The organism is Roseicyclus marinus, assembly GCF_030163795.1.
Lineage (GTDB): Bacteria > Pseudomonadota > Alphaproteobacteria > Rhodobacterales > Rhodobacteraceae > Roseicyclus > Roseicyclus marinus.
This window is the reverse complement of sequence record NZ_JASJOF010000003.1, coordinates 252,173-277,438: the sequence shown is the minus strand read 5'-3', so window position 1 is coordinate 277,438 and position 25,266 is coordinate 252,173. Positions and strand designations below refer to the sequence as shown.

The 25,266-nt window shown below is 65.5% G+C and carries 19 protein-coding genes and 1 tRNA gene; 13 read left to right on the top strand and 7 right to left on the bottom strand.

What is annotated here, in order from left to right:
* The first annotated feature begins 46 nt into the window (after positions 1-46).
* The gene (locus QQK63_RS06385) at positions 47-625 is read left to right on the top strand and encodes a hypothetical protein (RefSeq protein ID WP_277825594.1); all 579 of its coding nucleotides are present in this window, start codon (positions 47-49) and stop codon (positions 623-625) included.
* A 12-nt stretch (positions 626-637) separates the two neighbouring features.
* Here the strand turns inward: QQK63_RS06385 and QQK63_RS06380 are convergent, their stop codons facing one another.
* Positions 638-1,237, bottom strand: coding sequence for a HupE/UreJ family protein (locus QQK63_RS06380; protein ID WP_277825592.1), 600 nt, complete (start codon positions 1,235-1,237; stop codon positions 638-640).
* 251 nt (positions 1,238-1,488) lie between these two features.
* On the opposite strand from QQK63_RS06380, the gene QQK63_RS06375 reads away from it, so the two are divergent.
* The gene (locus QQK63_RS06375; RefSeq protein ID WP_277825590.1) at positions 1,489-2,346 is read left to right on the top strand and encodes a DUF4394 domain-containing protein; all 858 of its coding nucleotides are present in this window, start codon (positions 1,489-1,491) and stop codon (positions 2,344-2,346) included.
* A 36-nt stretch (positions 2,347-2,382) separates the two neighbouring features.
* On the opposite strand, the gene zapE is transcribed toward QQK63_RS06375, so the two are convergent.
* Positions 2,383-3,486, bottom strand: coding sequence for a cell division protein ZapE (zapE, locus tag QQK63_RS06370; RefSeq protein ID WP_277825588.1), 1,104 nt, complete (start codon positions 3,484-3,486; stop codon positions 2,383-2,385).
* Between the two features lie 125 nt (positions 3,487-3,611).
* Between zapE and QQK63_RS06365 the strand changes: the two genes are divergently transcribed.
* Positions 3,612-4,862: an MFS transporter gene (locus QQK63_RS06365; RefSeq protein WP_277825586.1), complete on the top strand. Its 1,251-nt coding sequence runs from the start codon at positions 3,612-3,614 to the stop codon at positions 4,860-4,862.
* Between the two features lie 77 nt (positions 4,863-4,939).
* On the opposite strand, the gene QQK63_RS06360 is transcribed toward QQK63_RS06365, so the two are convergent.
* Positions 4,940-6,412, bottom strand: coding sequence for an alpha/beta hydrolase (locus tag QQK63_RS06360; protein ID WP_277825584.1), 1,473 nt, complete (start codon positions 6,410-6,412; stop codon positions 4,940-4,942).
* 125 nt (positions 6,413-6,537) lie between these two features.
* Between QQK63_RS06360 and serB the strand changes: the two genes are divergently transcribed.
* The gene (gene serB, locus QQK63_RS06355) at positions 6,538-7,413 is read left to right on the top strand and encodes a phosphoserine phosphatase SerB (RefSeq protein ID WP_277825961.1); all 876 of its coding nucleotides are present in this window, start codon (positions 6,538-6,540) and stop codon (positions 7,411-7,413) included.
* Between the two features lie 155 nt (positions 7,414-7,568).
* Here serB and gltB read toward each other — a convergent pair whose 3' ends face one another.
* The 3 genes from gltB to QQK63_RS06340 form a co-directional block, all read right to left on the bottom strand.
* Positions 7,569-12,107 (bottom strand): glutamate synthase large subunit, encoded by a 4,539-nt coding sequence (gene gltB / locus QQK63_RS06350; protein WP_277825582.1) that lies wholly within the window; start codon positions 12,105-12,107, stop codon positions 7,569-7,571.
* Positions 12,094-12,909 (bottom strand): hypothetical protein, encoded by an 816-nt coding sequence (locus tag QQK63_RS06345; RefSeq protein ID WP_277825580.1) that lies wholly within the window; start codon positions 12,907-12,909, stop codon positions 12,094-12,096. Before QQK63_RS06345 ends, gltB begins: the two co-directional genes overlap by 14 nt.
* A gap of 132 nt (positions 12,910-13,041) precedes the next feature.
* Positions 13,042-14,478: an NAD(P)-dependent oxidoreductase gene (locus QQK63_RS06340; protein ID WP_277825578.1), complete on the bottom strand. Its 1,437-nt coding sequence runs from the start codon at positions 14,476-14,478 to the stop codon at positions 13,042-13,044.
* Positions 14,479-14,689: 211 nt separating this feature from the next.
* Here QQK63_RS06340 and QQK63_RS06335 point away from each other — a divergent pair, with 211 nt between their 5' ends.
* Entirely contained in the window at positions 14,690-15,493 is an 804-nt protein-coding gene (locus QQK63_RS06335) for an undecaprenyl-diphosphate phosphatase (protein WP_277825576.1), read from the top strand.
* On the opposite strand, the gene QQK63_RS06330 is transcribed toward QQK63_RS06335, so the two are convergent.
* Entirely contained in the window at positions 15,484-16,473 is a 990-nt protein-coding gene (locus tag QQK63_RS06330; protein ID WP_277825574.1) for a complex I NDUFA9 subunit family protein, read from the bottom strand. The genes QQK63_RS06335 and QQK63_RS06330 overlap by 10 nt on opposite strands.
* A 146-nt stretch (positions 16,474-16,619) precedes the next feature.
* On the opposite strand from QQK63_RS06330, the gene QQK63_RS06325 reads away from it, so the two are divergent.
* The 8 genes from QQK63_RS06325 (at position 16,620) to hpf (ending at position 25,209) form a co-directional block, all read left to right on the top strand.
* The gene (locus QQK63_RS06325) at positions 16,620-18,434 is read left to right on the top strand and encodes an autotransporter assembly complex protein TamA (RefSeq protein ID WP_284283185.1); all 1,815 of its coding nucleotides are present in this window, start codon (positions 16,620-16,622) and stop codon (positions 18,432-18,434) included.
* Entirely contained in the window at positions 18,434-21,691 is a 3,258-nt protein-coding gene (locus QQK63_RS06320) for a translocation/assembly module TamB domain-containing protein (protein ID WP_277825570.1), read from the top strand. Before QQK63_RS06325 ends, QQK63_RS06320 begins: the two co-directional genes overlap by 1 nt.
* A 73-nt stretch (positions 21,692-21,764) precedes the next feature.
* Positions 21,765-21,851: transfer RNA gene (locus QQK63_RS06315), tRNA-Leu, on the top strand.
* A 77-nt stretch (positions 21,852-21,928) separates the two neighbouring features.
* Positions 21,929-22,540 carry a ribonuclease D gene (locus tag QQK63_RS06310; RefSeq protein ID WP_277825959.1) on the top strand — a complete coding sequence of 204 codons (612 nt, stop codon included), beginning with the start codon at positions 21,929-21,931 and terminating at the stop codon, positions 22,538-22,540.
* A 7-nt stretch (positions 22,541-22,547) separates the two neighbouring features.
* The gene (lptC, locus tag QQK63_RS06305; RefSeq protein WP_277825568.1) at positions 22,548-23,144 is read left to right on the top strand and encodes an LPS export ABC transporter periplasmic protein LptC; all 597 of its coding nucleotides are present in this window, start codon (positions 22,548-22,550) and stop codon (positions 23,142-23,144) included.
* A 9-nt stretch (positions 23,145-23,153) separates the two neighbouring features.
* Positions 23,154-23,651, top strand: coding sequence for an LptA/OstA family protein (locus QQK63_RS06300; RefSeq protein WP_277825566.1), 498 nt, complete (start codon positions 23,154-23,156; stop codon positions 23,649-23,651).
* Positions 23,648-24,409, top strand: coding sequence for an LPS export ABC transporter ATP-binding protein (lptB, locus tag QQK63_RS06295; RefSeq protein ID WP_277825564.1), 762 nt, complete (start codon positions 23,648-23,650; stop codon positions 24,407-24,409). Before QQK63_RS06300 ends, lptB begins: the two co-directional genes overlap by 4 nt.
* Positions 24,410-24,633: 224 nt before the next feature.
* Complete coding sequence (gene hpf, locus QQK63_RS06290) at positions 24,634-25,209, top strand: ribosome hibernation-promoting factor, HPF/YfiA family (protein WP_277825561.1); 576 nt, start codon at positions 24,634-24,636, stop codon at positions 25,207-25,209.
* Positions 25,210-25,266: the final 57 nt, after the last annotated feature.

The window sequence follows — 25,266 nt, the reverse complement described above, 5'->3', positions numbered from 1 at the left end:
CCCTTTGATTTCGCATGGTCGGAGGGCGCAAAACCGGTTCCCACTTTTGCGCAACACGCTTTGGGGCCTTGACGCGCGGCGCGGCGCGGCCATCCTCTGCCCCATGTCCAAACCCGCTCTCGCCCTTGCCGCCATCGCCCTTCTGACGGCGCAGCCCGCCGCGGCCACCGCCCGGTTCCAGTTCTGCTGGATCGGGGCCAATGGCTATACGATGGAAGGGCAGATCGAATTTCCCGAGGCGCTGCTGAATACCGGCATCATCAACGAGACGCAGGTGACGGGCTTTCGCATCCAGGGGTTCCGCGATGGCGTGCCCATCGGTTTCTGGTCGCTGGACATGCTGACGCCCGAGACCTCGTGGGAACTGCATTTCGACACCCGCAGCCTGATGTTTCCGACCGGGGGCAGCCGCAGCCAGCAGACCTACCAGGAATGGAACGCCAATGGCGAGGTCAACGATTGCGGGGCCGAGGGGGGCTTTGGCTTCAACGGCGGGAACTGGGCGCAGGATGTCTGCATCGACAACACCTGGATCGAGGCAAGCTCCATCGATCCGTTCACGCCCCTGCAAGCCTATGGGATGGACGTGCGCCTGAATTGCGACCCGTCCATCCCGATCAGTTGAGGGCGGCGCGCCTCAGACCGCGCCGAGCAGGAAACCGGCCCCGGTAAGCGCAATGAGCCCACCCGTGCCGCGCAAGGCCACACGCCCCGCGCCCGACCGCGCGGCAAGGCCAAGACCGAGGCCCGCGAGGTGCAGAAGCATCGTCCCGAGGACGAAGCCCGCGCCATAGGCCAGCGGGCCGTAGCCCCCCGGCATCTCGGTCCCGTGGGCATGGCCGTGGAACAGGGCGAAGGCGCCGACCAGCGTACCCGAGACCGCCAGAGGCGCGCGCAGGCCGAAGGCGACAAGGAGACCCAGAACCACGCCCGAGGCGGCGATCCCGGCCTCGACCCCCGGCAGGGCAAGGCCCGCGATCCCCATGGCCGCGCCCAGCGCCATCACCACGGGAAAGACGAGCGGCAGCGCATAAAGCGCACGCCCGCCCAGCGTCGCGGCCCAAAGGCCGACGGCCAGCATGGCAACGAGGTGATCCCATCCCAGCATCGGGTGCATCAGGCCGCCGACGAAACCGGCATGGCTGCCCGGGCCGGTATGCGCCATCGCCTGTCCGGCGAAACCGGCAAGGGGAAGGGCGAGGATCAGGGCAGGCTTGAGCGAAAGGCGGTGCGGCATCGGGATCTCCACGCTTGAGGTCAGCCGAGGCTACGCCCGGCCCCGATCCGGTCAAGACAGGCCCGGCGGCCCGGCCCGGACCCTGCGCGCCACACGCATGGAAATTCATCGCGCCGCCGAATTTTTCCGCATGTCGAAAACAATTTTCTTTCGACCGGGGTGAAACCTCGGGCCTTCCACCTTCGTGGCTCAGGGCATGACGGGTCGCAGACCGGCCCGTTCCGAACGAGATGACATGAAAGGATGACGTGATGACCCGACGCACACTCACCACCGCCGGACTTCTGACCGCGCTGGCGCTTCCCGCCCATGCCGACAGCCACATGAACCTGATGGGCCACGCGCTGGCCAATGACGGATCCACGCTGCTTGTGATGGCCGACCTGTCGATGCCGGGCGAAGTGATGGCCTATGACCTCGCGATGCCGGTCGATGCCATCGCCTACCGCCCCGTGACCGGCGACCTGCTGGGCTTCACCAACGGCGCGGTCTACACGATCGACCCGATGTCCGGCGCGATGACCGATCTGGGCGCAACCATCATGGAAGGCGCGATGGTCGCCGAAGGCGCGATGGTCGGCTTCGACTTCAACAACGCCATCGACGCGGTGCGCGTCGTGTCCTCGGCCGGTGACAACCTCGTCTATTTCCCCGAAGGTTTCGGCGACAATGACGAGCGCGCGGGTTCGCTGCGCCGCTTCACCGATCTGGCCTATGCAGAAGGCGACGCCAACGTCGGCGCGACGCCCATGATCTTCGCCAATGCCTATACCAATGCCATCGCGGGCATGAAGGCTTCGGGCACGCTGCAATATGCGCTGGATGCCGAAACCGATGCGCTGGTGACGCTGGCCAACAATGACGGCACGCTGGCGACCATCGCTTCCGTCACCGTCGATGGCATGGCCGCCGATCTGTCCGGCATGGGCGGGTTCGACATCGTGTCGCCCGAGGAAGGCACCGACATGGCCTATGCCGTTCTGCAGATGGAAGGCAGCGCCAGCGCCGGCCTTTACGCCATCGATCTGGCCACCGGCACGGCCACCATGCTGGCCGATCTGGGCATGGGCGGCATCACCGGCTTCGCCGTCTCGATGTCGTCGATGTAATCACGACCATATGGCCGGTCCCCATCGGGGGCCGGCCTATTCACCCAGCGCGTCGCGCCCGGCACCCCAATCGGCGCCCTGCATCTCGCGCAAGCGGCTGGCGGTGCGTTCGAACTCGAAACTGCCCGCCCCTTCGAGATAGAGCCGTTCCGGCACATCCTCGGCGGTGCAGATCAGGCGCACTTGCCCCTCGTACAGCGCGTCGATCAGCGTGACGAAGCGTTTGGCCTCGTTGAACTTGGTCACGTCGAGGCGCGGGATGCCTTCCAGCACCAGCAGCTTCACCGCGCCGACAAGCGCAAGGTAATCGGCCGGGCCAAGCGGCCGCCCGCACAAATCCCAGAACGATGCCCGCGCCATCCCCGCCCAGTAGCGCGGCAGATGCACCTCGCGGCCCTTGACCTCGAGGCACAGCTCCTCCTCCCGGCCGCCGGTCAGATCGCGCCAGATCTCGTTGATCCGCTCGGTGGCGGCGGACCCCAACGGCGAGAAATAGACCGGCGCGCCGGACAGCCGATCCTGCCTGTAATCGGTCATCGCCTCGAGCTGATCAACCTCCAGCCGATCCTCCAGAAGCGCGATGAAGGGCAGGAACAGCTGCCGGTTCAAGCCGTCCTTGTAGAGGTCTTTCGGGTGCCTGTTGGAGGTGGTGACGATCACGACACCGGCGGCGAACAGTTTCTCGAACAAGCGGCCCACGATCATCGCATCGGCGATATCGGTGATCTGCATCTCGTCGAAACAAAGGAGCTTGAGGTTCTTGGCGATCCCCTCGGCCACGGGTTTGATCGCGTCATCCACGCCCGTCTTGCGCGCCTCGTGCAGCGCCGCCTGCACCTCCTGCATGAAGGCGTGGAAATGGACGCGGCGCTTTTCCACGGTGGGTGCGTGTTGAAAGAACAGGTCCATCAGCATGGATTTGCCGCGCCCGACCCCGCCCCAAAGGTAAAGACCCTGCTTGCCCTCGGGCAGTTCGGCTTTGCGGAACCGCGCGAAAAGGCCCGTTTTCGGCTTGGGTAGAGTTTCCAGCCGGGCGCGCAGATCCTCCAGCCGCAACAAGGCCGCGCGCTGCGCGGGATCGGGGCGCAACAGGCCCTCGGCCACGCGGGTGTCGTAGATCGCTTGCAGATGCTGTCCCATGGGCGGCTGACTACAGCCATTCGCGCGCGGGGTTAAGCACCTGTTGTCAGGATCATCACCCATCCTGAATTGACGCTGCGCGCACCCCGTGCATCTTGCCCGCAGCGACAGGGGATGCGTGCCAGATGACCCGACAGGACAGCCTTTTCACACCCGTGCTGATCGGCGGATGCCTGATCATCATGATCGGCTTTGCCATCCGCGCCAGTTTCGGCGTCTTCCAGATCCCCATCGCCGAGGAATTCGGATGGCTGCGCGCGGAATTCAGCCTTGCCATCGCGATCCAGAACCTGGCCTGGGGCATCGGGCAGCCGATCTTCGGCGCCATCGCGGAACGCTTTGGCGACCGGCGCGCCATCGTTTTGGGCGTGTTGCTGTATGCGGCGGGGCTGGTGTTCTCGGCCTATGCGATCACGCCGGGCCAGCATCAGTTGCTGGAGATTCTTGTCGGTTTCGGGATCGCGGGCACGGGGTTCGGCGTGATCCTTGCCATCGTCGGGCGCGCGGCTTCGGACAGGCACCGTTCGGTCACGCTGGGCATCGCGACTGCCGCCGGATCGGCGGGACAGGTCATCGGTGCGCCCTTGGCCGAGGGGTTGTTGAGCCTCTTTCCGTGGCAAACGGTCTTCCTGATCTTCGCGGGCATGATCCTGTGTGCGCTCTTCGCCCTGCCGCTCCTGCGCGCGCCCGCCCGCGCCACCAAGGCCGAGATCGAGGAGACGATGGGCCAGATCGTGGGCAAGGCCGTGCGCGATCCGTCCTTTGCCCTCATCTTCATCGGCTTTTTCTCCTGCGGCTATCAACTGGGTTTCATCACCGCGCATTTCCCGGCCTTCGTGACCGAGTTGTGCGGCCCCATCGACCCCGGCTCGATGCTGGCGGGGATCGGGATCACCACCACTTCGGCGCTGGGGGCCTTTGCCATCGCGCTGATCGGGCTGGCCAATATCGCGGGCACGATCACGGCCGGGTGGCTCGGCAACCGGTTCCCCAAGCGCTACCTTCTCGCCTGGATCTACGTGGGGCGGACGCTGGCGGCGGGCCTGTTCATCCTCTTCCCGATCACGCCCGAAACCGTCATCGCCTTTTCGCTCGTCATGGGCGCGCTGTGGCTGGCGACCGTGCCGCTGACCTCAGGGCTGGTCGGCTACATCTACGGGCTGCGCTACATGGGCACGCTTTACGGGCTGGTCTTCTTTTCACACCAGTTGGGCAGTTTCCTTGGCGTCTGGCTGGGCGGCGCGCTCTACGATGTCTACGGCGATTACACGGCGGTCTGGTGGATCGGCGTCGCGGTCGGCGCGCTTTCGGCCATCGTCCACCTGCCGATCCGGGAAACGCCCCTCAAGGATCGCGCCCCGGCGCTTGCCGCCTGATCGCGTCTTCGTTTCCGAAATACTCCGGGGGAGACGCGGCCGGAACGGCCGTGGCGGGGGCAGCGCCCCCCGCGCGCTCACAGACCGGGATCGAACATCGGAAAGGTGACCCCCAGCGCCCAACCCAGGATCACGCCAAGCCCCAGGCCCATGGCCACGACCGACCCGGTGCGCTTGCCGACGAACCGACCCATCATCCCGTAGCTGAGATAGAACAGCCCGATCACCGGCAGGATGATGATGAGGAAAAAGAGCCGCTCGAAATCCAGCGCCACCGCAACGCCGAGCGATATCAGGAACATCCCCCGCGCCACCACCCGCCGCCACAGCGCGGCGCGCGTGGCCTCCGACAGCACGGCATCGGCCAGCATCGCCAGAACCGCCCCCGGCAGGATCGCGGCGATCACCGCCACCCTGCCCGGATGCGGCACGAAACTGCCCACGTAGCGGTCCATGATCCCGCCGAAGACGGCGATCCCGTAAAGCGCCAGCCCCAGACCCAGCCAGAGCCCCCGCCGCGCGGGCAGCCCACCCGCCCATGCCGCGCCTGCCAGCACCAACGCGCCATAAAGCGCCAGATGCAACGCAAGGTAATCGGCGACCAGAACCGGCAGGAACCGCGTCTCGATCAGGCTGAGCAGGGCCGGCGTGACCAGCGCGGGCAGAACCGCCAGCGCCCAGAACAGCCGCCGCCCCGGATGCCAGGGCGCTGGCCCCTCGGGCAAGAGCAGCGCGGCAGGCAGGACCAGAAGAACCACACCGAACAGGGCAAGCCCGATCCAGGGGCCAAGCGCGACCGGCCCGGCCTGCGGCACCATGCCGAAACTCGCCCCGATCCAATCGATGCCCGCGGCAATGCCTGCGGGCGCATAAAGCACCCCCACATGTTCGACGAAGGGCACAGCCTCGGCCCGGCGGGCGAAACCCTCTCCCGGCGTGCCGACCGTCTCCCCCTCGACCGCGCCCAGATCGGCCATCACGCGCTGCGCCTCGCCGCGCAACGCGCCTTCCCATTGACCGTTCAGCATCAACAGGTTGGCCGGTTCCTCCGCCGTCACCGCCTGGCTGAAGATCGAGATGCCCACGATCGCCTCGACCCGTGGGTCGGCCAGCCCCTGCCGCACCACGATGTCGGAGGCCATGGAATGCCCCACCAGCGCGACGCGCGGCACTGCACCGGGCAGACCGACCGCGTAATCGGTGACGCGCGCGGTTTCTTCCATCAACAGGCGGGTTGTTCCGTCGATGCTGCTGACATCGCCGGACATCGGCACCGGGTTGCGGCCATGCCCCTCGAAATCGAAACTGACGGTGATGAACCCCGCCTGTGCGAGACTCAGTTGCCATGCGGCCATCAACTGCCGCGATCCGGCAAAGCCATGGGCGATCACCACGACCGGGCCTTGCGTTTCGGGCAGTCGCATCACGGTGACAGGCGTCTCGCCCACGCGGTCATGCGAAATCTCGAGGCCTGCGCGCGGCGCCTCGAGCCCCCAAAGACCCAGCGCGATGCACAGCACCGCGATCGCCGCCAAAATCGCCTGTTTCATGCCGACACCCGTCACGCCACCTGCCCCGACACATAGCAGCACGCCCTGCCCTGCCAACCGCCAAAGCCACTGGCCAGCGACGGCGCTTCATGGTCTATGCCGCGAAAACCGACCCCGAGGCTGCGATGTTCACCCTGACGCTTGTCACCAACCCGGCGATGATCCTTGAACCGGCGCTGGTCCGCGCGCTGCGCGATGCGCTGGGCGGCGGAACGGCGGTCTGGCTCGACCCCAATTGCGCTGCCGAGTTCACCCTGCTCAAGCCGCCGCGCAATCTTGAGGATATGCGTGCCAGCCTGACCGCCGAAGGGGTCGATCTGGTCTGCCAGCCCAGCGCGGGCCGCCGCAAGAAACTGCTTCTGGCCGACATGGATTCGACCATGATCCAGCAGGAATGCATCGACGAGCTGGCGGCCGCCGCGGGCATCGGGGAAAAGGTCGCCGCCATCACCGCGCGCGCGATGAACGGTGAACTGGATTTCGAGGCGGCGTTGAAGGAACGCGTCGCGCTGCTCAGGGGTTTGCCGGAAGGCGTGATCGCGGAGGTTCTGGCCAGCCGCATCACCATGATGCCGGGCGGCGCCACGCTGGTGGCCACGATGCGCGCGAACGGGGCCTATGCCGCGCTTGTCTCGGGTGGTTTCACGGCCTTCACCGCCGCTGTGGCGGACAAGCTTGGCTTTCAGGAACACCGCGCCAACACGCTTCATGTCGATCAGGGCAAACTGACCGGCACGGTGGCAGAACCGATCCTTGGCCGCGAGGCCAAGGTCGCGGCGCTGGAGGATCTGACAGCGAAACTCGGCATCACCGAGGCCGATGTTCTGGCCATCGGGGACGGGGCGAATGATCTGGGCATGTTGACGCGCGCGGGCCTGGGGGTGGCGGTCCATGCCAAACCCGTGGTGCAGGCGCAGGCCGCCCATGCGATCAACCACGGCGACCTGACCGCGCTGTTGTATGTGCAGGGCTACGCAAAGGCCGATTTCGTCACGGCGTGAATTGGTCAGCGGGCCTGCAACAGGCCTTTTTGCAGGCAGATCTGCCTGCACAGGGCGTTATTGCTGGAAACTTGATCCCCCGAAACGGCGACGGGGCCATCGCATCCCTGCGATGACCCCGCCGAAAAGGCCGCAAGGCCGATAAAGTGCCCCCGTTACTCCGCCGGAACGGCAGCGGCCTCGTGGGCGATGGGATGGGACAGCTTGTCCAGCATCTCTTTCGGGCAGACCTGGATGAAGTTGCCGCGCTCCACCTCCCAATGCTGGAGGATGTCTGCCGCACGACGCGATCCGGTCTCGCGCAGATGCGCCTCGATCAGACCCTTCAGCTGGTTTTCCCAATGCGCCACCGTGACCGGGCAGGTCACCAGCGTCTCGAGGTTCATGTTCACCCGCGCAATCCCTTCGGGATCGTACAGATAGGCCATGCCCCCGGTCATTCCGGCGCCGAAATTGGCCCCGATGCGGCCGAGGATCACCGCGACCCCACCAGTCATGTATTCGCAGCCGTTGGAGCCGCAGCCCTCGACCACGACCTTGGCGCCCGAATTGCGCACGGCGAAACGCTCGCCCGCGCGGCCCGCCGCGAACAGGTAGCCATCGGTCGCCCCGTACAGGACCGTGTTGCCGATGATGACGTTCTCATGCGCGACCAGCGGGCTGTCCTGCACGGGTTTCACCACGATGGTGCCGCCCGACAGACCCTTGCCGACATAGTCGTTGCTGTCTCCCGTCACTTCCAGCTTCAGACCCGGCGCGGCAAAGGCCCCCAGCGATTGCCCCGCCGACCCCTGCAGCTTGACCGTCAGATGGTCGGGTTGCAGCGCGTTGCGCATCCCGAAGGCCTGCACGATATGGCTCGATGTCCGGGTCCCGATGGTGCGCAGCGTGTTCTGCACCGCATAGGACAACTGCATCTTTTCGCCATCCTGCAAGAAGCGGCTCGCATCGGCCACGATCTGTGCGTCCAGCGTATCGGGCACGACATTGCGCGGCTTGTTGCGGTCGTACTTGATCTTCTGCGCCCCATCGACGGTGATGAGCATCGGGTTGAGATCCAGATCATCCAGATGCGCAGCCCCGCGCGACACCTGCGTCAGCAGGTCGGCGCGGCCGATCACGTCATCAAGGCTCCGCGCCCCGATGGAGGCGAGGATTTCTCGCACCTCCTGCGCGTAGAAGGTGATCAGGTTCACCACCTTGTCCGCATTGCCGGTGAACTTGGCCCGCAGCCGTTCATCTTGCGTGCAAACGCCCACGGGGCAGGTGTTGGACTGGCACTGGCGCACCATGATGCAGCCCATGGCGATCAGGGCGGCGGTGCCGATCCCGTATTCCTCGGCCCCCATCATCGCGGCCATGACGATGTCGCGCCCGGTGCGCAGACCGCCATCGGTGCGCAGCGTGATCCGGTCGCGCAGGTTGTTCATCGCCAGAACCTGATGCGCTTCGGTCAGGCCCATTTCCCACGGCAGACCCGCGTATTTGATCGAGGTCGCGGGGCTGGCCCCCGTGCCGCCGTTGTGGCCCGAGATCAGGATGATATCCGCCTTGGCCTTGGCGACACCGGCGGCGATCGTGCCGACACCGCTCGATGCCACCAGCTTCACCGTCACCTTGGCGCGCGGGTTGATCTGCTTGAGGTCATAGATCAGCTGCGCCAGATCCTCGATCGAATAGATGTCGTGATGCGGCGGGGGCGAAATCAGCGTCACGCCCTTGGTCGAATGACGCAGACGCGCGATCAGCTCCGTCACCTTCATGCCGGGCAGCTGGCCACCCTCACCGGGCTTGGCCCCTTGCGCGACCTTGATCTCCAGCTCTTCGCAATGGTTCAGGTATTCGGCGGTCACGCCGAAGCGGCCCGACGCCACCTGCTTGATCTTGGCGGAGGGGTTGTCGCCATTGGGTTCCGGCACGAAATGCGCCGGATCTTCGCCGCCCTCGCCGCTGTCCGACTTCGCGCCGATCCGGTTCATCGCCACGTTCAGCGTCTTGTGCGCCTCGGGCGACAACGCGCCAAGGCTCATGCCCGGCGTCACGAACCGCTTGCGGATCGAGGTGATGCTTTCCACCTCCTCGATCGGCACGGGCGCGCCAAGCGGCTTGATGTCCAAGAGATCGCGCAGGTGGATCGGCGGATTGCTCCGCATCTTCTCGGAATACTGCTTCCACAGGCTATAGGACGCGCGGTTGCAGGCCTCTTGCAGCATATGCATCGAGGTCGCTTCCCAGGCGTGCTTTTCGCCCGACCGCCGCGCCTTGTAGAAGCCGCCGATGGGCAAGACGCCTTCGCCGCGCACGAAACCCTTGGCATGGACTTCTTCGGCCTTTTTCTGAAGGCCGCTGACGCCGATGCCGGAGATCCGGCTAAGCATACCGGGGAAATATTCCGCGACCATCGCGCGGGACAGGCCCACAGCCTCGAAGTTCAGACCGCCGCGATAGGACGAAATCACCGAAATCCCCATCTTCGACATGATCTTGAGCAGGCCCGCATCGACCGCGGCGCGATAGCGCGCCATGGCCTCCGTCAGCGTCCCCTCGATCAGGCCGCGGTTGATCCGGTCGGCAATCGAATCCTGCGCCAGGTAGGCGTTGACCGTCGTTGCGCCACAGCCCACCAGGACCGCGAAATAATGCGGGTCGATGCATTCGGCCGACCGGACGTTCAGCGAACAGAAGGTGCGCAAGCCCTGCCGCGTCAGCCACGAATGCACCGCGCTGGTCGCAAGGATCATCGGCATCGCCACGCGATCCTCGGACTGGCCCTGATCGGTCAGGATGATGTGGCCCGCGCCAGACCGCACGGCATCTTCGGCCTCGTGGCGGATCCGCTCCAGCCCTTCGCGCAGCGCGTCATGCTTGCCGCCCGCCGGGAAGGTGCAGTCGATTGTGACATGCTCGGCGTTGAAATGGCGCACCATCGCCTCGAATTGGGCATTGGCGACGAAGGGGCTTTCCAGAACGAGGATCTCGGTCTGGCTGCTGTCTTCGTCCAGCACGTTCTTGAGGTTGCCGAACCGGGTCTTGAGGCTCATCACCCGGTATTCCCGCAAGCTGTCGATGGGCGGGTTGGTCACCTGGCTGAAGTTCTGGCGGAAATAATGCGACAGCGGGCGGTAGATGCTCGACAGAACCGCCGCCGGCGTGTCGTCACCCATGGAGGCCAGCGCCTCTTTGCCATCCTCGGCCATGGGGGCGAGGATCTGTTCCAGCTCTTCGAGCGTATAGCCCGCCGCGACTTGGCGGCGGCGCAGGTCGGTGCCGTCGAACAGGGTCTTTTCGCTCGCGCCTTCGGTCTCGGCGGCAAGGTCAACGATCTTGCCGACCCAATCCCCGAACGGGCGGGACGCCGCAAGCTTGTCCTTCATCTCGGTGTCGTGGAACAGCTTGCCCTCGGTCATGTCGACCGCGATCATCTGGCCTGGGCCAAGCGCGCCCTTTTCCACCACGGTCGCCTCGTTGACCGGAACCATCCCGGCCTCGGACCCGGCGATCAGCATGCCCTCACCGGTCACGACATAGCGCATGGGGCGCAGACCGTTGCGGTCCAGACCCGCGCAGACCCAGCGACCATCGGTCATGGCCAGCGCGGCGGGGCCGTCCCACGGCTCCATCACGGAATTGCAGTAGGAATACATGTCCTGCCACGCCTTGGGCAGTTCGGTCGCGGTGTTCGACCAGGCCTCGGGCACCAGCATCGTCTTGGCCATGGGCGCGATCCGGCCCGCGCGCACCAGCACCTCGAACACGGCATCCAGCGCGCCCGAATCGCTCGACCCCTGCGGGATGATCGGCTTGATGTCCTCGGCCATCTCCCCGAAATAGGTGGAGGCCATGCGGATCTCGTGGCTTTTCATCCAGTTGACGTTGCCCTTGAGCGTGTTGATCTCGCCGTTATGGGCCAGCATCCGGAAGGGCTGCGCCAACCACCACTGGGGGAAGGTGTTGGTCGAATAGCGCTGGTGATAGATCGCGAAGGCGCTCTCGAACCGCTCGTCCTTGAGGTCGGGATAGAACTCGGCCACGTCTTGGGCCAGCATCATGCCCTTGTAGATGATCGACCGGCAGGAAAAGCTGCACAGGTACAATTCTTTCACGCCTGCGGCCTGCGCGGCTTTCTCGATCCGGCGGCGGATGACGTAAAGCTCGCGCTCGAAGGTCTCCACATCCACGCCCTTGGCGTTGGAGATGATGATCTGCTCGATCTCGGGGCGGGTCGCGTTGGCCTTTTCGCCCAGAACCGACACATCCACCGGCACATGACGCCAGCCGTAGATGTAGTGGCCCATGCGCAGCACTTCGGATTCCACGATGGTCCGGCAGGTTTCTTGCGCGGTGAAATTCGTGCGCGGCAGAAAGACCTGCCCCACGGCCATCAACTCGTCCTTGCGCGGCTCATGCCCGGTGCGGCGGACCTGATCGTAGAAGAACTGAACCGGGATCTGCACATGGATCCCTGCGCCATCGCCCGTCTTGCCATCGGCGTCGACCGCGCCGCGGTGCCAGACGGCCTTCAACGCGTTGATCCCGTTTTCCACGACCTTGCGCGACGGCTTGCCGTCGATGGAAACCACGAGGCCCACGCCGCAGGAGGAATGTTCATCCTCCTCGCGGTACAGGCTGTTGTTGGCCATCCACTCGCGCTTGGCTTCCTCGGCTGCAACCCAGGTGGCGTCATAGGTCGTCATGGTCAGTCCCTCCGTTCGGGCCGGGTAGCGCCTGAGGTGCGAGAACCCGGAAAATCTGGTCGGAAATCGATTGGTCAGAGCGGGGCAAGCCGCTGAACATCTCGCCGCAATCGTAGATCGGTTGCAGCGTCAGAAAGCCCGGTTCGCCGGGTTCGGCGAATTCCATCGGGCTGTTGTTGTATTCGAAGCTTTCGCCGCTGGCGTCGGTCACGGTTTCCAGACCGCCGAAGAACAACCGCCAACCTTCGTGCAGGAACTGGTTGCCCTGAACGCGGCGCGTGCCGCCATCGGACGGGTATTGATAGGAAAATTCCGTCACGGCGAGCGTGCGGCCATCGACGATGATTTCGCCCCCGGTCAGCCGATCAAAGCCGGTATAATCGCGCTGAAACGTGCCGAAATTCGACGTGGTGACCGTGCTGAACACCATGGTGTCGCTGCCGGTTTCCAGCAATTCGGTCAAGCTTGCGGGGTCTTCCTCGGGCTCGACCAGAACCGATGTTCCGCCGCCGCGCAGATCCCAGCTTTGCAGCCAGCGGAATTCGGCGTCGGTAAAGCTCAGGTAGAACGGGCTGTCCTCGTCCAGCGAGGCGCGCCAATGCGTGCCGGGCGGATCGGCCTCGCAGGTCCAGTGATGGCTGACCATGCAGCCCCGCGCCTGAACCGTCAGGAAGGCGGTGCATCCGGGTGGAACCTGGAACAGCTCCGGTTCGGCCTGTGCCAAAGCAGGAACGGGTGAAGAAAGCGTAAAGATGGCAAGCGCGCAGCCGGACACCAGCGCGGAAACCGCAACTGCCCCCATCTGCCGTGCTCTTGCCACCATATCCGTCACCTGTCCTGACCTATTCAAGTCCGCGTCGCCCGCGCCTGTCGTGCATCTGTCGCTACGCGATCACGACGGCATCCCTACGGATGCACGCCGTGATCGTGACGCTCATTCCGCCGCGACCGCGCCGCTGACCGCCAGTTTTTCGAGGATCGCCTCGGCCGCCTCACGCCCGTCCCGGATCGCCCAGACCACAAGACTAGCGCCGCGCACGATGTCGCCCACCGCATAGACATTGGGAATCTGGGTTTCGTGGGTGCGGAAGTTGGCCTTGATCGTGCCCCAGCGCGTGACCTCCAGCTCCGGGCAACCCCAAAGCGTCGGCAGATCCTCGGGCTCGAAGCCCAGCGCCTTGATGACCATGTCGGCGCCTTCGACGTAATCCGCGCCCTCGATGATCTCGGGGCTTTGGCGGCCGGTCGCGTCGGGCTGGCCCAGACGCATCTTTTGGACCATCACGCCCTCGACGGCATCGCCGGCGGCAAAGCCCTTGGGCGTCGAAAGCCAAACGAAATCGACGCCTTCTTCCTCGGCGTTAGCGACTTCGCGCTGCGATCCCGGCATGTTCGCCTTGTCGCGGCGATAGAGGCATTTGACGCTGACCGCATCCTGCCGGATCGCGGTGCGCACGCAATCCATCGCCGTGTCGCCACCGCCGATCACCACGATGCGCTTGCCCTTGGCGTTCAATTCGCCGCTGTCGAATTCCGGCACGTCGTCGCCGAAACTCTTGCGGTTGGACGCGGTGAGGTAATCGATGGCGCGCACAATGCCCGCAGCGCCCACGCCCGGCGCGTTCAGGTCGCGCGATTTGTAGACGCCCGTGGCGATAACGACGAAATCATGCTTGCCGCGAATGGCGTCAAAGCTGATCGAGGTGCCGACATCGCAATTCTGCACGAAGTCGATCCCCGCCGCCTCGAGCTGCGCGATGCGGCGCATGACAACGTCCTTCTCCAGCTTGAAGCCGGGAATGCCATAGGTCATCAGCCCGCCCGCGCGGTCATAGCGGTCATAGACGGTGACCTGCAAACCGGCCCGGCGCAGCATGTCGGCGGCGGCCAGACCACCGGGGCCCGCGCCGATGATCCCAACGGATTCGGGGCGCTCCACAGAAGGCGTGATGGGTTTCACCCAACCTTCGTCCCAAGCGGTGTCGGTCAGGTATTTCTCGACCGACCCGATGGTGACGGTGCCGTGGCCCGATTGCTCGATGACGCAATTGCCCTCGCACAGGCGGTCCTGCGGACAGATCCGGCCACAGATCTCGGGGAAGGTGTTGGTCGCCTGGCTCAGCTCATAGGCTTCCTGCAACCGGCCCTCGGCGGTCAGCTTCAGCCAATCGGGGATGTTGTTGTGCAACGGGCAATGCGACTGGCAATAAGGTACGCCGCACTGGCTGCAACGACCGGCCTGTTCGGAGGCCTTGTCGCGCGCGTATTCGCCGTAGATTTCCGCGAAATCCTCGCGACGCAGGTTCGGCGGACGCTTTTCGGGCATCTGCTTGTCGACGGTCACGAATTTCAACATGGGTTGCTTGGCCACGAAACATCTCCCATCCTAGCTGCGCCCCTATACAAAGACCGGACGGGGATAAAAAGACAACCATGCTGACCTATTTGCAGATTCTTCAGGCTGCGGGGGCAGAGTGACCCGAAATCCTGCCCTAAACAAGGTCTTGAACCGGACCTATCGAGAAAATTAACATGTCTAGTCAAAGTATTAACTTTCTCACCATTTTGTTGAGATTTCGTTAATGGCGCTCTGGAACCTGTTGCTTCTGGCGCTGATCCAGGGCGTGACCGAGTTTTTGCCGATCTCGTCCTCCGGGCATCTCGTGCTTTTGCCGAATCTCACCGGCATGGCGGATCAGGGACAGGTGATTGACGTGGCGGTCCATGTCGGCACGCTGGGGGCGGTCATCCTCTATTTCTGGCGCGATGTCGGGATGGGTCTGGCGGGCGTTCCCCGGATGCTGACCGGGCGGATCGACACGCCGGGTGCGAAGCTGGCGTTCCTGCTGCTGATCGCGACCATACCGGTGATCGTCGCGGGATTGATATTGCATGTGACAGGTTTGGCCGATGCGCTGCGGTCGGTCGCGGTGATCGGCTGGACGATGTTGGTCTTCGGGATCGTGCTTTACTGGGCGGACCAGCGCGGGCCGCAGATGAAGCGCGCCGAAGGATGGTCGCTGCGCGATGCGGTGATCTTGGGCCTATGGCAGGCGGTGGCGCTGATCCCCGGCACGTCGCGGTCGGGCATCACCATCGCAGGGGCGCGGTTCATGGGCTATGACCGCGAAAGCGCCGCGCGGATTTCCATGTTGATGTCGATCCCGACCATCGCGGCCTCGGGCATTCTCTTGGGCGGCGAGGTGATCGCGGCAGCAGACGCGCAGACCGCGCGCGATGGGGCCATCGCGGCGGTTTTCGCCTTTGCCGCAGCGCTGGCGGCGCTGGCGGTCATGATGCGGCTGCTCAGATCCGTCAGCTTCACGCCCTATGTGATCTATCGCGTGATCCTGGGCGTGGTGCTGCTCTGGATCGCCTATTCCTGACCGCGCAGGTGGCGGGCGGTTTCCTTGATCTTGGCGTATTGGCCGCCGGGCCGGAACCGCCAGAGGTAATCCTCCAGCACGGGGTCCATGGGGGCGGGCGTGATGCCCAGATCGGCAAAGCCCATCCGCCCCTCGGTCACGACATTGTCGCGGCGCAGGTTGCGGACCTGGTCACGGGTCAGGACGCCATTGCGCACCAGGCCCAGCGTCGCGGCCTGCAACAGGTCGAAGGCCCCGCCCATCAACATGGCGACGGGAAAGGGCACGTTCACGATCAGGCGGCGGCGCTGGATGATGCGCAGCATACGCTCCATCAGTTGGCGGAACGTCTCCACCTCCGGGCCGCCCAATTCGTAGATGCCGGGCTTGGCCTGACCCAGAACGCCCATCACGGCGGCGCGGGCCACATCATCGACATGGACCGGCTGGAAGCGGGTGTTGGCGCCCACGACCGGAAGCACCGGACCAAGGCGGGTCATTCCGGCGAAGCGGTTGAAGAACTGATCTTCGGCCCCGAAGATGATCGAGGGACGCAGGATGACCGCCTGCGGCATGGCGGTCAGAACCGCCGCCTCTCCCTTGGCCTTGGTCTTGGCGTATTCGCTGTCGCTGCTCGTATCCGCGCCGATGGCCGAGATCTGGACCATGCGGGCCACGCCCTCTTCGGCGGCGATGCGGGCGATGCGGGCAGCACCGTGCTGCTGAACGTTGTTGAACTTGTTCTTTCCGCTTTCGGCGAGGATGCCGACGCAGTTGACCACGGCATCGGCGCCGTGCAGTGCGGCGCGCACGCTGTCATCGTCGCGGATATTGGCCAAAACAGGCTCGACCTGGCCGACGACGCCATAGGGGCGGACAAAGAGCGCCTCGTTGGGACGGCGGACGGCGACGCGGACGCGCCACCCCTCCTTGGCCATCCGGCGAGCGATATAGCGGCCCACAAAGCCCGAGCCGCCGAAAATTGTGACGAGTTTCGACATGTCAGATGTCCTTCGGTCGCGTTCACCGGGTGATAGAAGCGGGGCGGCGCAGCGACAAGGCGCAAATCGTCCCGGTCTTTTGCCTGTTTCGTCGCATCCGGGCAAAGCGACTGGCCAGCATCGGCCATCGGAGCTAGGTCAGGAGCATGTGTAGTGTGCTGCCACGCCCGACCTTGTTCCTGTTGCGCGCCGCCGTTGCGGCGATCGGCCTTATGCTTGCCGCCCCTGTCATGGCGCAGGAGGTGTCGCTGCGCGCGCCGGGCGCGGATGACGATCTGGTGGACAGATTGCGGGCCAATGCGCTGTTGCTGCGACAGCCCGAGGACGGTGTGGCACGCACCGGCGAGGATATCACCGCTGCCGCCCGCGCCGATTATGGGCGGCTGATCGGCATCTTGTACGAAGAAGGTTTTTTTGCGCCGGTGATCGCCATTCGTCTGGATGGGCGCGAGGCCTCGGGCATTTCGCCCTTTGCCGCCCCGTCGCAAGTCGGACGGGTGGAGATCGAGATCGAGACCGGCCCGCCATTCCGGCTGGGCAGGGCGGACATCGGGCCGCTGGCGGATGGCACGATGTTGCCCGAGGGATTCGCACCCGGCGAGGCGGCGACGACGCCGCTGTTGCAGGCGACGACGCGCGCCGCGCTGGACGGATGGGCCGCGCGGGGCCATGCCACGGCCGAGGTGGGCCGCCAGCAGATCAGCGCGCAGAACCGGGCGGCGATCCTCGATGTGGCCATCGCGGTGGAGCCGGGGCCCGTCATCACCTTTGGCACCCTGATCCCCGAGGGGCAGGCGCGGATGCGGGTCGAGCGGATCGTCGAGATCGCGGGCCTGCCGACCGGCGACATATATTCCCCGGCCGCGCTGGAGCGGGCCGAGGAACGGTTGCGCGACACCGGGGTGTTTGCCGCCGTGGCGCTGCAATTGCGCGATCCGCGTGCGGGCGACATCGCCGATGTCAGCGCGGTCGTGGCCGAAGCCCCGCTTCGCCGGCTGGGCTTTGGCGCCGAGATCGCCAGCGACGAGGGGCTGCAACTGAGCGCCTATTGGCTGCACCGCAACCTGTTGGGGGGCGGGGAGCGGTTGCGATTCGATCTGGAGATCTCGGGGATTCAGGAGTTCGAGGGGGACGGCGTCGATGCCGAGCTGCGCGCACGTTTCGAGCGGCCCGCGACCTTTACCCCCGATACCACCTTGGGGATCGAGGCCGCGCTGATCTATTTGCAGGAGCCACGGTTCACGATCGAAGGCGTGGGCCTTGAAACGACCCTGACCCACCGGGTGTCGCGGACCGTGACCGTCGAGGGCGGGGTGGGCCTGACCTATTCGATCATCGACGATGCGCTGGGCGACCGCAGCCTGTTGCGGTTCACCCTGCCGCTGCGGGCGATCTACGAGAATCGCGACGATCCGGTGGATCCGCGCGGCGGAGGCTATGCCGATCTGGGCCTGACGCCGTTTCAGGTTCTGGGCGGAACGGGGGGCGTGCGGTTCACGCTGGACGGGCGCGGCTATGTCGGCTTTGGCGAGACGGAACGGACGCGGCTGGCCGCGCGTGTGCAGATCGGCGGGTTGTTCGGCGGCGACCTTGTCGATATCGCGCCCGACGATCTGTTCTATTCGGGTGGATCGGGAACCGTCCGCGGACAGGAATTCCAGTCGCTTGGCGCGTTGCAGGGCGGACGGCCCAGCGGCGGGCGCGGATTTCTTGGCCTGTCGGGCGAGCTGCGCCACGATATCGGGGATACGAATTTCGGCATCGTGGGCTTTGCCGATGCAGGCTACATCAGCGAGGGTTCGCTGGGCGAGGGCGCATCGGATTGGCATGGCGGTGTGGGCGTCGGACTGCGCTATGCCACGCCCTTCGGGCCGATCCGGGTCGATCTGGCCACGCCTGCGACAGGGGATAACGCCGGACGCGAGGCCTATCTCTACATCGGGATAGGGCAGGCGTTCTGATGCGGGTTCTGTTGCTCATCCTCTCGGTGCTGATGTTCGCGCTGCCCGGTCTTGCGGTGGCGCAGGCGGAGGACGACGACCGGTCGCGGATCGTGCGGTTTCTCGAAAGCCAGCTGTCCGGCGGGGCGCGGACGGTCACGATTCGGGGGTTTCGCGGTGCGCTGAGTTCGACCGCCGAAATGGATCTGTTGACCATCGCGGACGGGCAAGGCGTCTGGCTGACGCTCGAAAACGCCCGGCTGACATGGTCGCGCAGCGCCTTGTTGCGCGGCGCGTTGGAGATCGACGAATTGACCGCCGAAAGCCTCGATATCGCGCGGCGACCCGAAAGCCCGGAGACGGGCATCGACCTGCCAGCGGCCGAGACCACGCCCTTTGCCCTGCCCGATCTGCCGGTGAGCATCGCTATCGCGCGCACCGCGATCGACCGCGTATCGCTGGGCGAGGATATTCTGGGCCTGCCCGTTGTCCTGTCGGTCGAGGGCAGCGCGCGGCTGGCCGGGGGGGAGGGGGCCGCCGACCTGTCACTGGAACGGCAGGACGGGCCGCGGGGCCTGTTCGATCTGGATGCGTCCTATGCCAACGAAAGCCGCATGCTGGACCTGTCGCTGCTGGTCGAGGAAGAGGCGGGCGGCATCGCCGCGTCCGTTCTGGGCCTGCCCGATGCGCCCGCGCTGCGCCTTGCGGTGGAGGGCACGGGGCCGATCGACGATGTGACCGCCACCATCGCGCTGGACAGCGACGGGCAGCCGCGGCTGTCGGGGCAGGTGGAAACCCTGCTGGATGGTGTGACGGGAGAGCGCCGGATACGCGCCGATCTGGGCGGGGATATCACGCCCCTGATCGCGTCGGATTATCGCGGGTTCTTTGGACCGGATGTGGGGCTGCTGGCCGATCTGCGGCTGCTGGCAGATGGCGGGGTGGAGTTGGACAGCCTGTCGCTGTCGGCGGCCGCGCTGCAGCTGGAGGGGCAGCTGTCGTTGGCCCCGGGCGGGGTGCCGCGTGACTTTGACCTGAGCGGGCGGATCGCTGACCCGGCGGGCGACGGCCCGGTGTTATTGCCGGTCGGGGGCGCGCCGATCACCGTGCGGGCGGTCGATCTGCACCTGACGCATGATGCGGCGGATCGTGACAGTTATACCGCCAAGGTCGGTGTCACCGATCTGGACCTTGGCACGATGCAGATTGCACGTGTGGCGCTGGACGCCAGCGGGCGGATCACACAGACGGCGGACGGTGTCGCCGTCGACACGCCGCTGACGCTGGGAATTTCGGGGATCGCGCATGACGACCCCGCACTGGCCGCGGCGCTTGGGCCCGAGGCGAACATCGCCGGGCGCCTGACATGGACCGAAGGTGGGCCGCTGACGCTGAACGATCTTGTGGCGCGGGCAGGCGATCTGGGGCTGAGCGGGGTGGCGAGCCTGCTGCTGGGCGAAAACCGGCTGACCCTGACCACGGAACTGGAGGCCGAGGCGGCGGATATCGGGCGTTTCGGACCGGTGACGGGGCAGCCGCTGGCCGGATCGCTCGGCGCAGCTTTGGACGCCGAGGCGGAGTTGTTGTCGGGCGGTTTTGACCTGTCGCTGACCGGTACGGGCCGCGATCTGACGCTGGCCGCGGGCCTGCCGCCGCGCTTGTTGGCGGGGGAAACGGTGCTGACCCTGTCGGCGCGGCGGGATGAAACCGGCCTGACCTTGCGGGAATTCGCCTTGGGCAACGCCGAAGTGTCGCTGGCCGCCGAGGGGCGGGTTTCAGGCACGGGAACAGCGCTGAACGCCGAGGCGCGGTTGGCCAATATCGGATTGTTCACCGATGCGCTGTCCGGGCCGGTCACCGCCACGCTGGAGGCAACGCGCGGCCCGGGCGAGAATGCGCCGCTAGAGATCGCCTCGGATGTGCAGAGCGGGGCGGGCATCACCGCGCGGCTTGGCGGCAGCGTGATGCCCGAGGCGGGAACCGTCGATCTGACGGCGACCGGGCAGTTGCCGCTTGCACTCGCCAATCGCGCGCTGAGCCCGCGCAGCGTCAGCGGTACGCTGGGCTTTGACCTGTCCATGCGGGGTGTGCCGAGCCTTGACGCCCTGTCGGGGCAGATCACCACACAAGGCGCGCGGGTCACGCTGCCGACATTCCAGAACGCGCTGGAGAGCGTTTCCGCAACCGGGCGGCTGTCCGGGGGGCAACTGGCGCTGGAGGTCGGCGGCACGCTGGCCACGGGTGGCACGCTGAGCGCGACCGGAACACTCGGGCTGTCGCAGCCCGGTCTGCCGGTGCAGATCGCCGTGACGGGTCAGGCGTTGCAGCTGGTCGATCCGACGCTTTATTCCGCCCTGATCGAGCGGGCCGATATCACCATCGCCGGCGCGCTGACCGGCGCGCTGCAAGTGGGGGGCACGATCACCTTGGGCGAAACCGAGGTGCGGATCCCCGAAAGCGGGCTGGGCGGATCGGCCTCTATTCCGCCGATCACCCATTTCGGCGAAAGCGCCGAGGAACGGCGCACGCGGATCGCCGCCGGGCTGGGACCGGTCGAGGGCGGGCCGGAAGGGTCGCAGCGGATCGGGCTGGACCTGACCATCACCGCGCCGGGTCGCATTTTCCTGCGGGGTCGGGGGCTGGATGCGGAACTGGGCGGCACGCTCCGGATCGGGGGGACGACGGCCAATGTCATTCCCTCGGGGCGATTCGAACTGGTGCGCGGGCGGCTTCAGATCCTGGGGAACCGGCTGGACCTGACCGATGGATCGGCCAGCCTGGAGGGGAATTTCGATCCGTTCATCCGGCTTCTGGCGACCTCGCGCCGGGGCGGCTACACGATCGGGGTGAATGTGATCGGCCGGGTCACCGCGCCCGAGATCAGTTTCACCGCGACCCCCTCCCTGCCCGAGGACGAGGTATTGGCGCAATTGCTGTTCGGGCGGTCGGTCGCGGCCCTGTCGCCGGTGCAGGCCCTGCAAATGGCCGACGCGGTCGCGTCGCTGGCGGGCGGATCGAGCCGCCCGGGCCTTTTGGGTTCGCTGCGCGAGGGGTTGGGGCTGGACGATCTGGACGTTCAGACGGACGACACCGGCAATGCCGGACTAAGGGCCGGGCGCTACCTGTCGGAGAATATCTATACCGATGTGACCGTGACGCAGGGCGGCACCACGGGCCTGTCCCTCAACATCGACCTGACCCCGGACATTACCGCGCGCGGCACCTTTGAAAGTGACGGAACCTCGCGGCTGGGCGTGTTTTTCGAACGGGATTATTGATCGTCGATCTTTCCCGCGTTTGGGCCGTTGACAGCCCCTCGGCACGGCTATATCAGCCCGCTTCACGACACCTGCCCAGGTGGCGGAATTGGTAGACGCGCTGGTTTCAGGTACCAGTGGCTTAACGGCCGTGGAGGTTCGAGTCCTCTCCTGGGCACCATATCCCTCCGATGCCCTGTCGCCTTCGGGCCGAAGGGTCAAAGGCGGCCCCGAATGGCGGTTGAAAGGGACAGGATCGTGGCAATTCACCTCTACCAAAACGATCTTCCGGATGGGTTGCACCTTGGGCCCATCGTGGCGATCGATTGCGAGACCATGGGTCTGAACCCCCATCGGGATAGGCTGTGCGTGGTGCAGCTGTCCTCGGGCGATGGCGATGCGCATCTGGTGCAGATCGCCAAGGACCAGACCGAGGCACCGAACCTTGCGCGGATGCTGCGCGACCCCGACGTGTTGAAGCTGTTCCATTTCGGCCGCTTCGACATCGCGGTCATGTACCACGCCTTCGGCGCGCTGGCCGCCCCCGTCTATTGCACCAAGATCGCGTCGAAACTGGTGCGCACCTTCACCGACCGGCACGGGCTGAAATACCTGCTGCAGGAACTGGTCGAGGTCGACATTTCCAAGCAGCAACAGACATCGGATTGGGGTGCCGCCACCCTGACAGAGGCGCAAAAGGCCTATGCCGCGTCCGATGTGCTGTATCTGCACAAGCTCAAGATCGCGTTGGACGCGATGCTGGAACGCGAAGGCCGCACCGAGATGGCGCAGGCCTGTTTCGAGTTCCTGCCGACCCGCGCCAAGCTGGACCTTGCAGGCTGGCCCGAGATCGACATCTTTGCCCACTAGGGTCTTGATGGCAGGTTCGAACACATATTCGACGGTCGTCGCATGGTTGAAGGTGGTCCTGCCGCTTGCGGCACTTGCGCTTTTGTCGACGCTCTTTTTGTTATCGCGCACGCCCGACCCCGATGCGGCACTGCCCTACACCGATCTCGACGTGGAACAATTGTTGCGCGAACAACGCCTGTCGCGCCCGCGCTTTGCCGGCACACTGGATGACGGGCGGGAAGTGACGCTGGTGGGCAATACCGCCGCCTCGGCGGTCGAGGATCCCAATACGATCGCCATGACAGCGGTGGAAAGTCGGGTCGTCTTGTCGGAAGAGTCCGAACTGCTTTTGACGGCGGATACGGGCGATTTCTTCATGGATCAGCAGCTTGTCGCGCTGGAAGGGTCGGTTCATGCCGAAACGACGCAGGGCTACCGGATGGAGACCGAAGAGGCGACCTTTGCGATGGACAGGCTGCATCTGACGGCACCGGGGCCTGTGGTCCTGACCGCGCCGGGGCTGTTGATCGAGGCGGGAGCGATGGAAATGATCGGCCCGGAGGGCGCGGTTTTCCTGAGTTTCACCGGAGGCGTTCGGCTGTTATACGAACCGGGAGATTGAGGAAACGCCATGTTGCTGCGCCTGATCACACGACCGGCCGTGTTTGCCGCCATCATCGCCCTTGCAGCGCCCGCAAGCGCGCAGGTGGCGGTGGGGTTCGGGGGCGTGCCGCATGATTCCTCGCAACCGGTCGAGGTGACGGCGGATACGCTGCGCGTGAACGAGACGACCGGAAACGCCATTTTCGAGGGCAATGTGATCGTGGTGCAGGGTGATCTGCGCATGGTCGCCCGCCGGATCGAGGTCATCTATACCGTCACCGATGGCGACCGGCAGGTCGATGACGTGGTGGCGACGGGCGGTGTTCTGGTGACGCGCGGAACCGATGCCGCCGAAGGGGACGAGGCCGTCTACGAGGTGCAGGCCGCCTATCTGACCATGACAGGCAATGTTTTGGTGACGCAGGGTCCGAGCACGGTCGCGGGCGACCGGATGGAGGTCGACATGACCACCGGGATCGGCACGGTCGATGGCCGCGTGCGCACCGTTCTGGAAGGCGGACAGTGACGGAGCGCCCGGACCTTACGGTGACCGATGGCGGTCAGGGCCTCGTGGTGGAAAAGCTGCGCAAGGGCTACCGGAAACGCCCGGTGATCCGCGATGTGTCGTTGCGCTTGGCGCGGGGCGAGGTCGTGGCGCTGCTGGGTCCGAACGGATCGGGCAAGACAACCTCGTTCTACTGCATCGCGGGGCTGATCACACCCGATGGCGGCACCGTCACCATCGACGGGCAGGACGTGACGCTGTTCCCGATGTATCGTCGGGCACGGGCCGGGATCGGCTACTTGCCGCAGGAAATGTCGATCTTTCGCGGCCTGTCGGTCGAAGACAACATCATGGCGATCCTCGAGGTGGTGGAGCCCGACCGCAAGACCCGGCAGGACCGGCTGGAAGACTTGCTGTCGGAGTTCTCGATCGGGCATCTGCGGCGCGCACAGGCCCTGTCCTTGTCGGGCGGCGAACGGCGGCGGGCCGAGATCGCGCGCTGTCTTGCGTCCAATCCGCGGTATGTGCTGCTCGACGAACCCTTCGCGGGGGTCGATCCGATAGCCGTGGGCGATATCCGCCACCTCGTGCAAGACCTGAAGACCCGGGGAATCGGCGTTCTGATCACGGATCACAACGTCCGCGAAACGCTGGAGATCGTGGATCGCGCCTATATACTGCACGAAGGGACGATCATCAAATCGGGCACCGCCGAAGAGGTTGTGCGCGATGAGACGGTGCGGCGCGTCTACCTTGGGCAAAGCTTCCGCATCTCGTGACGGGCAACCACCGCTTTGCGTTGACAACCCGCCCTGCGCCGTCGCCTAATGATGGGGATGTTCGCGTTTGCTTCATCCTTGATCCATGCGTCCGGAACCCGGATGCCGGGCCGCGAAACCGGCCCGTGGATCGCCCATAATCAAAACGAACCGGACATCCTTTCGCGCGGGGCAGGCCGCCCATACCGGGCCAGCACCCCGCGTGCCCGAGGTGCGGAGGACCCATGCGCTATCAAATCAGTGGAAAACAGATCGACATCGGCGAGGCGCTGCAAACCCATGTGAAGGACACGCTGGGCGCAGCCGTCGGCAAATATTCCGAGCGTCCGACCGATGCGACCGTGATCTTCTCCAAATCCGGTCCGGAATTCGTGTGCGAAGCCACGGTTCACCTGTCCACCGGGTTGACGGCCTCGGCCAAGGGCCATGCGCACGAGATCTACGCCGCCTTCGACGCCACCAGCGAAAAGATGGAAAAACAACTGAGGCGCTACAAGCGGCGGCTCAAGGATCACCACCGCGACCGGACGCAGCCCGTTGAAACCCTGGACGCGCCGATGTATGTGCTCGCCGCATCGGGCCATGACGAAGACGATCACGAGCCCGCCGACCTGCAACCGATCATCGTGGCCGAGATGGAGACCAAGATCCCCTCGCTCAGCGTCGGTGAAGCGGTGATGCAGATGGAATTATCCGGGGCGCCCGTGCTGGTGTTCCGGAACGAAAAGCACAGCGGGGTGAATGTCGTCTACCGGCGCGAGGACGGAAACGTCGGCTGGGTCGACCCCCGTACGGAATGACCACCTCGGCGGCGTGGCGCGGACATGCCCACGCCGCCGGAACCCGGCCCCCGGATC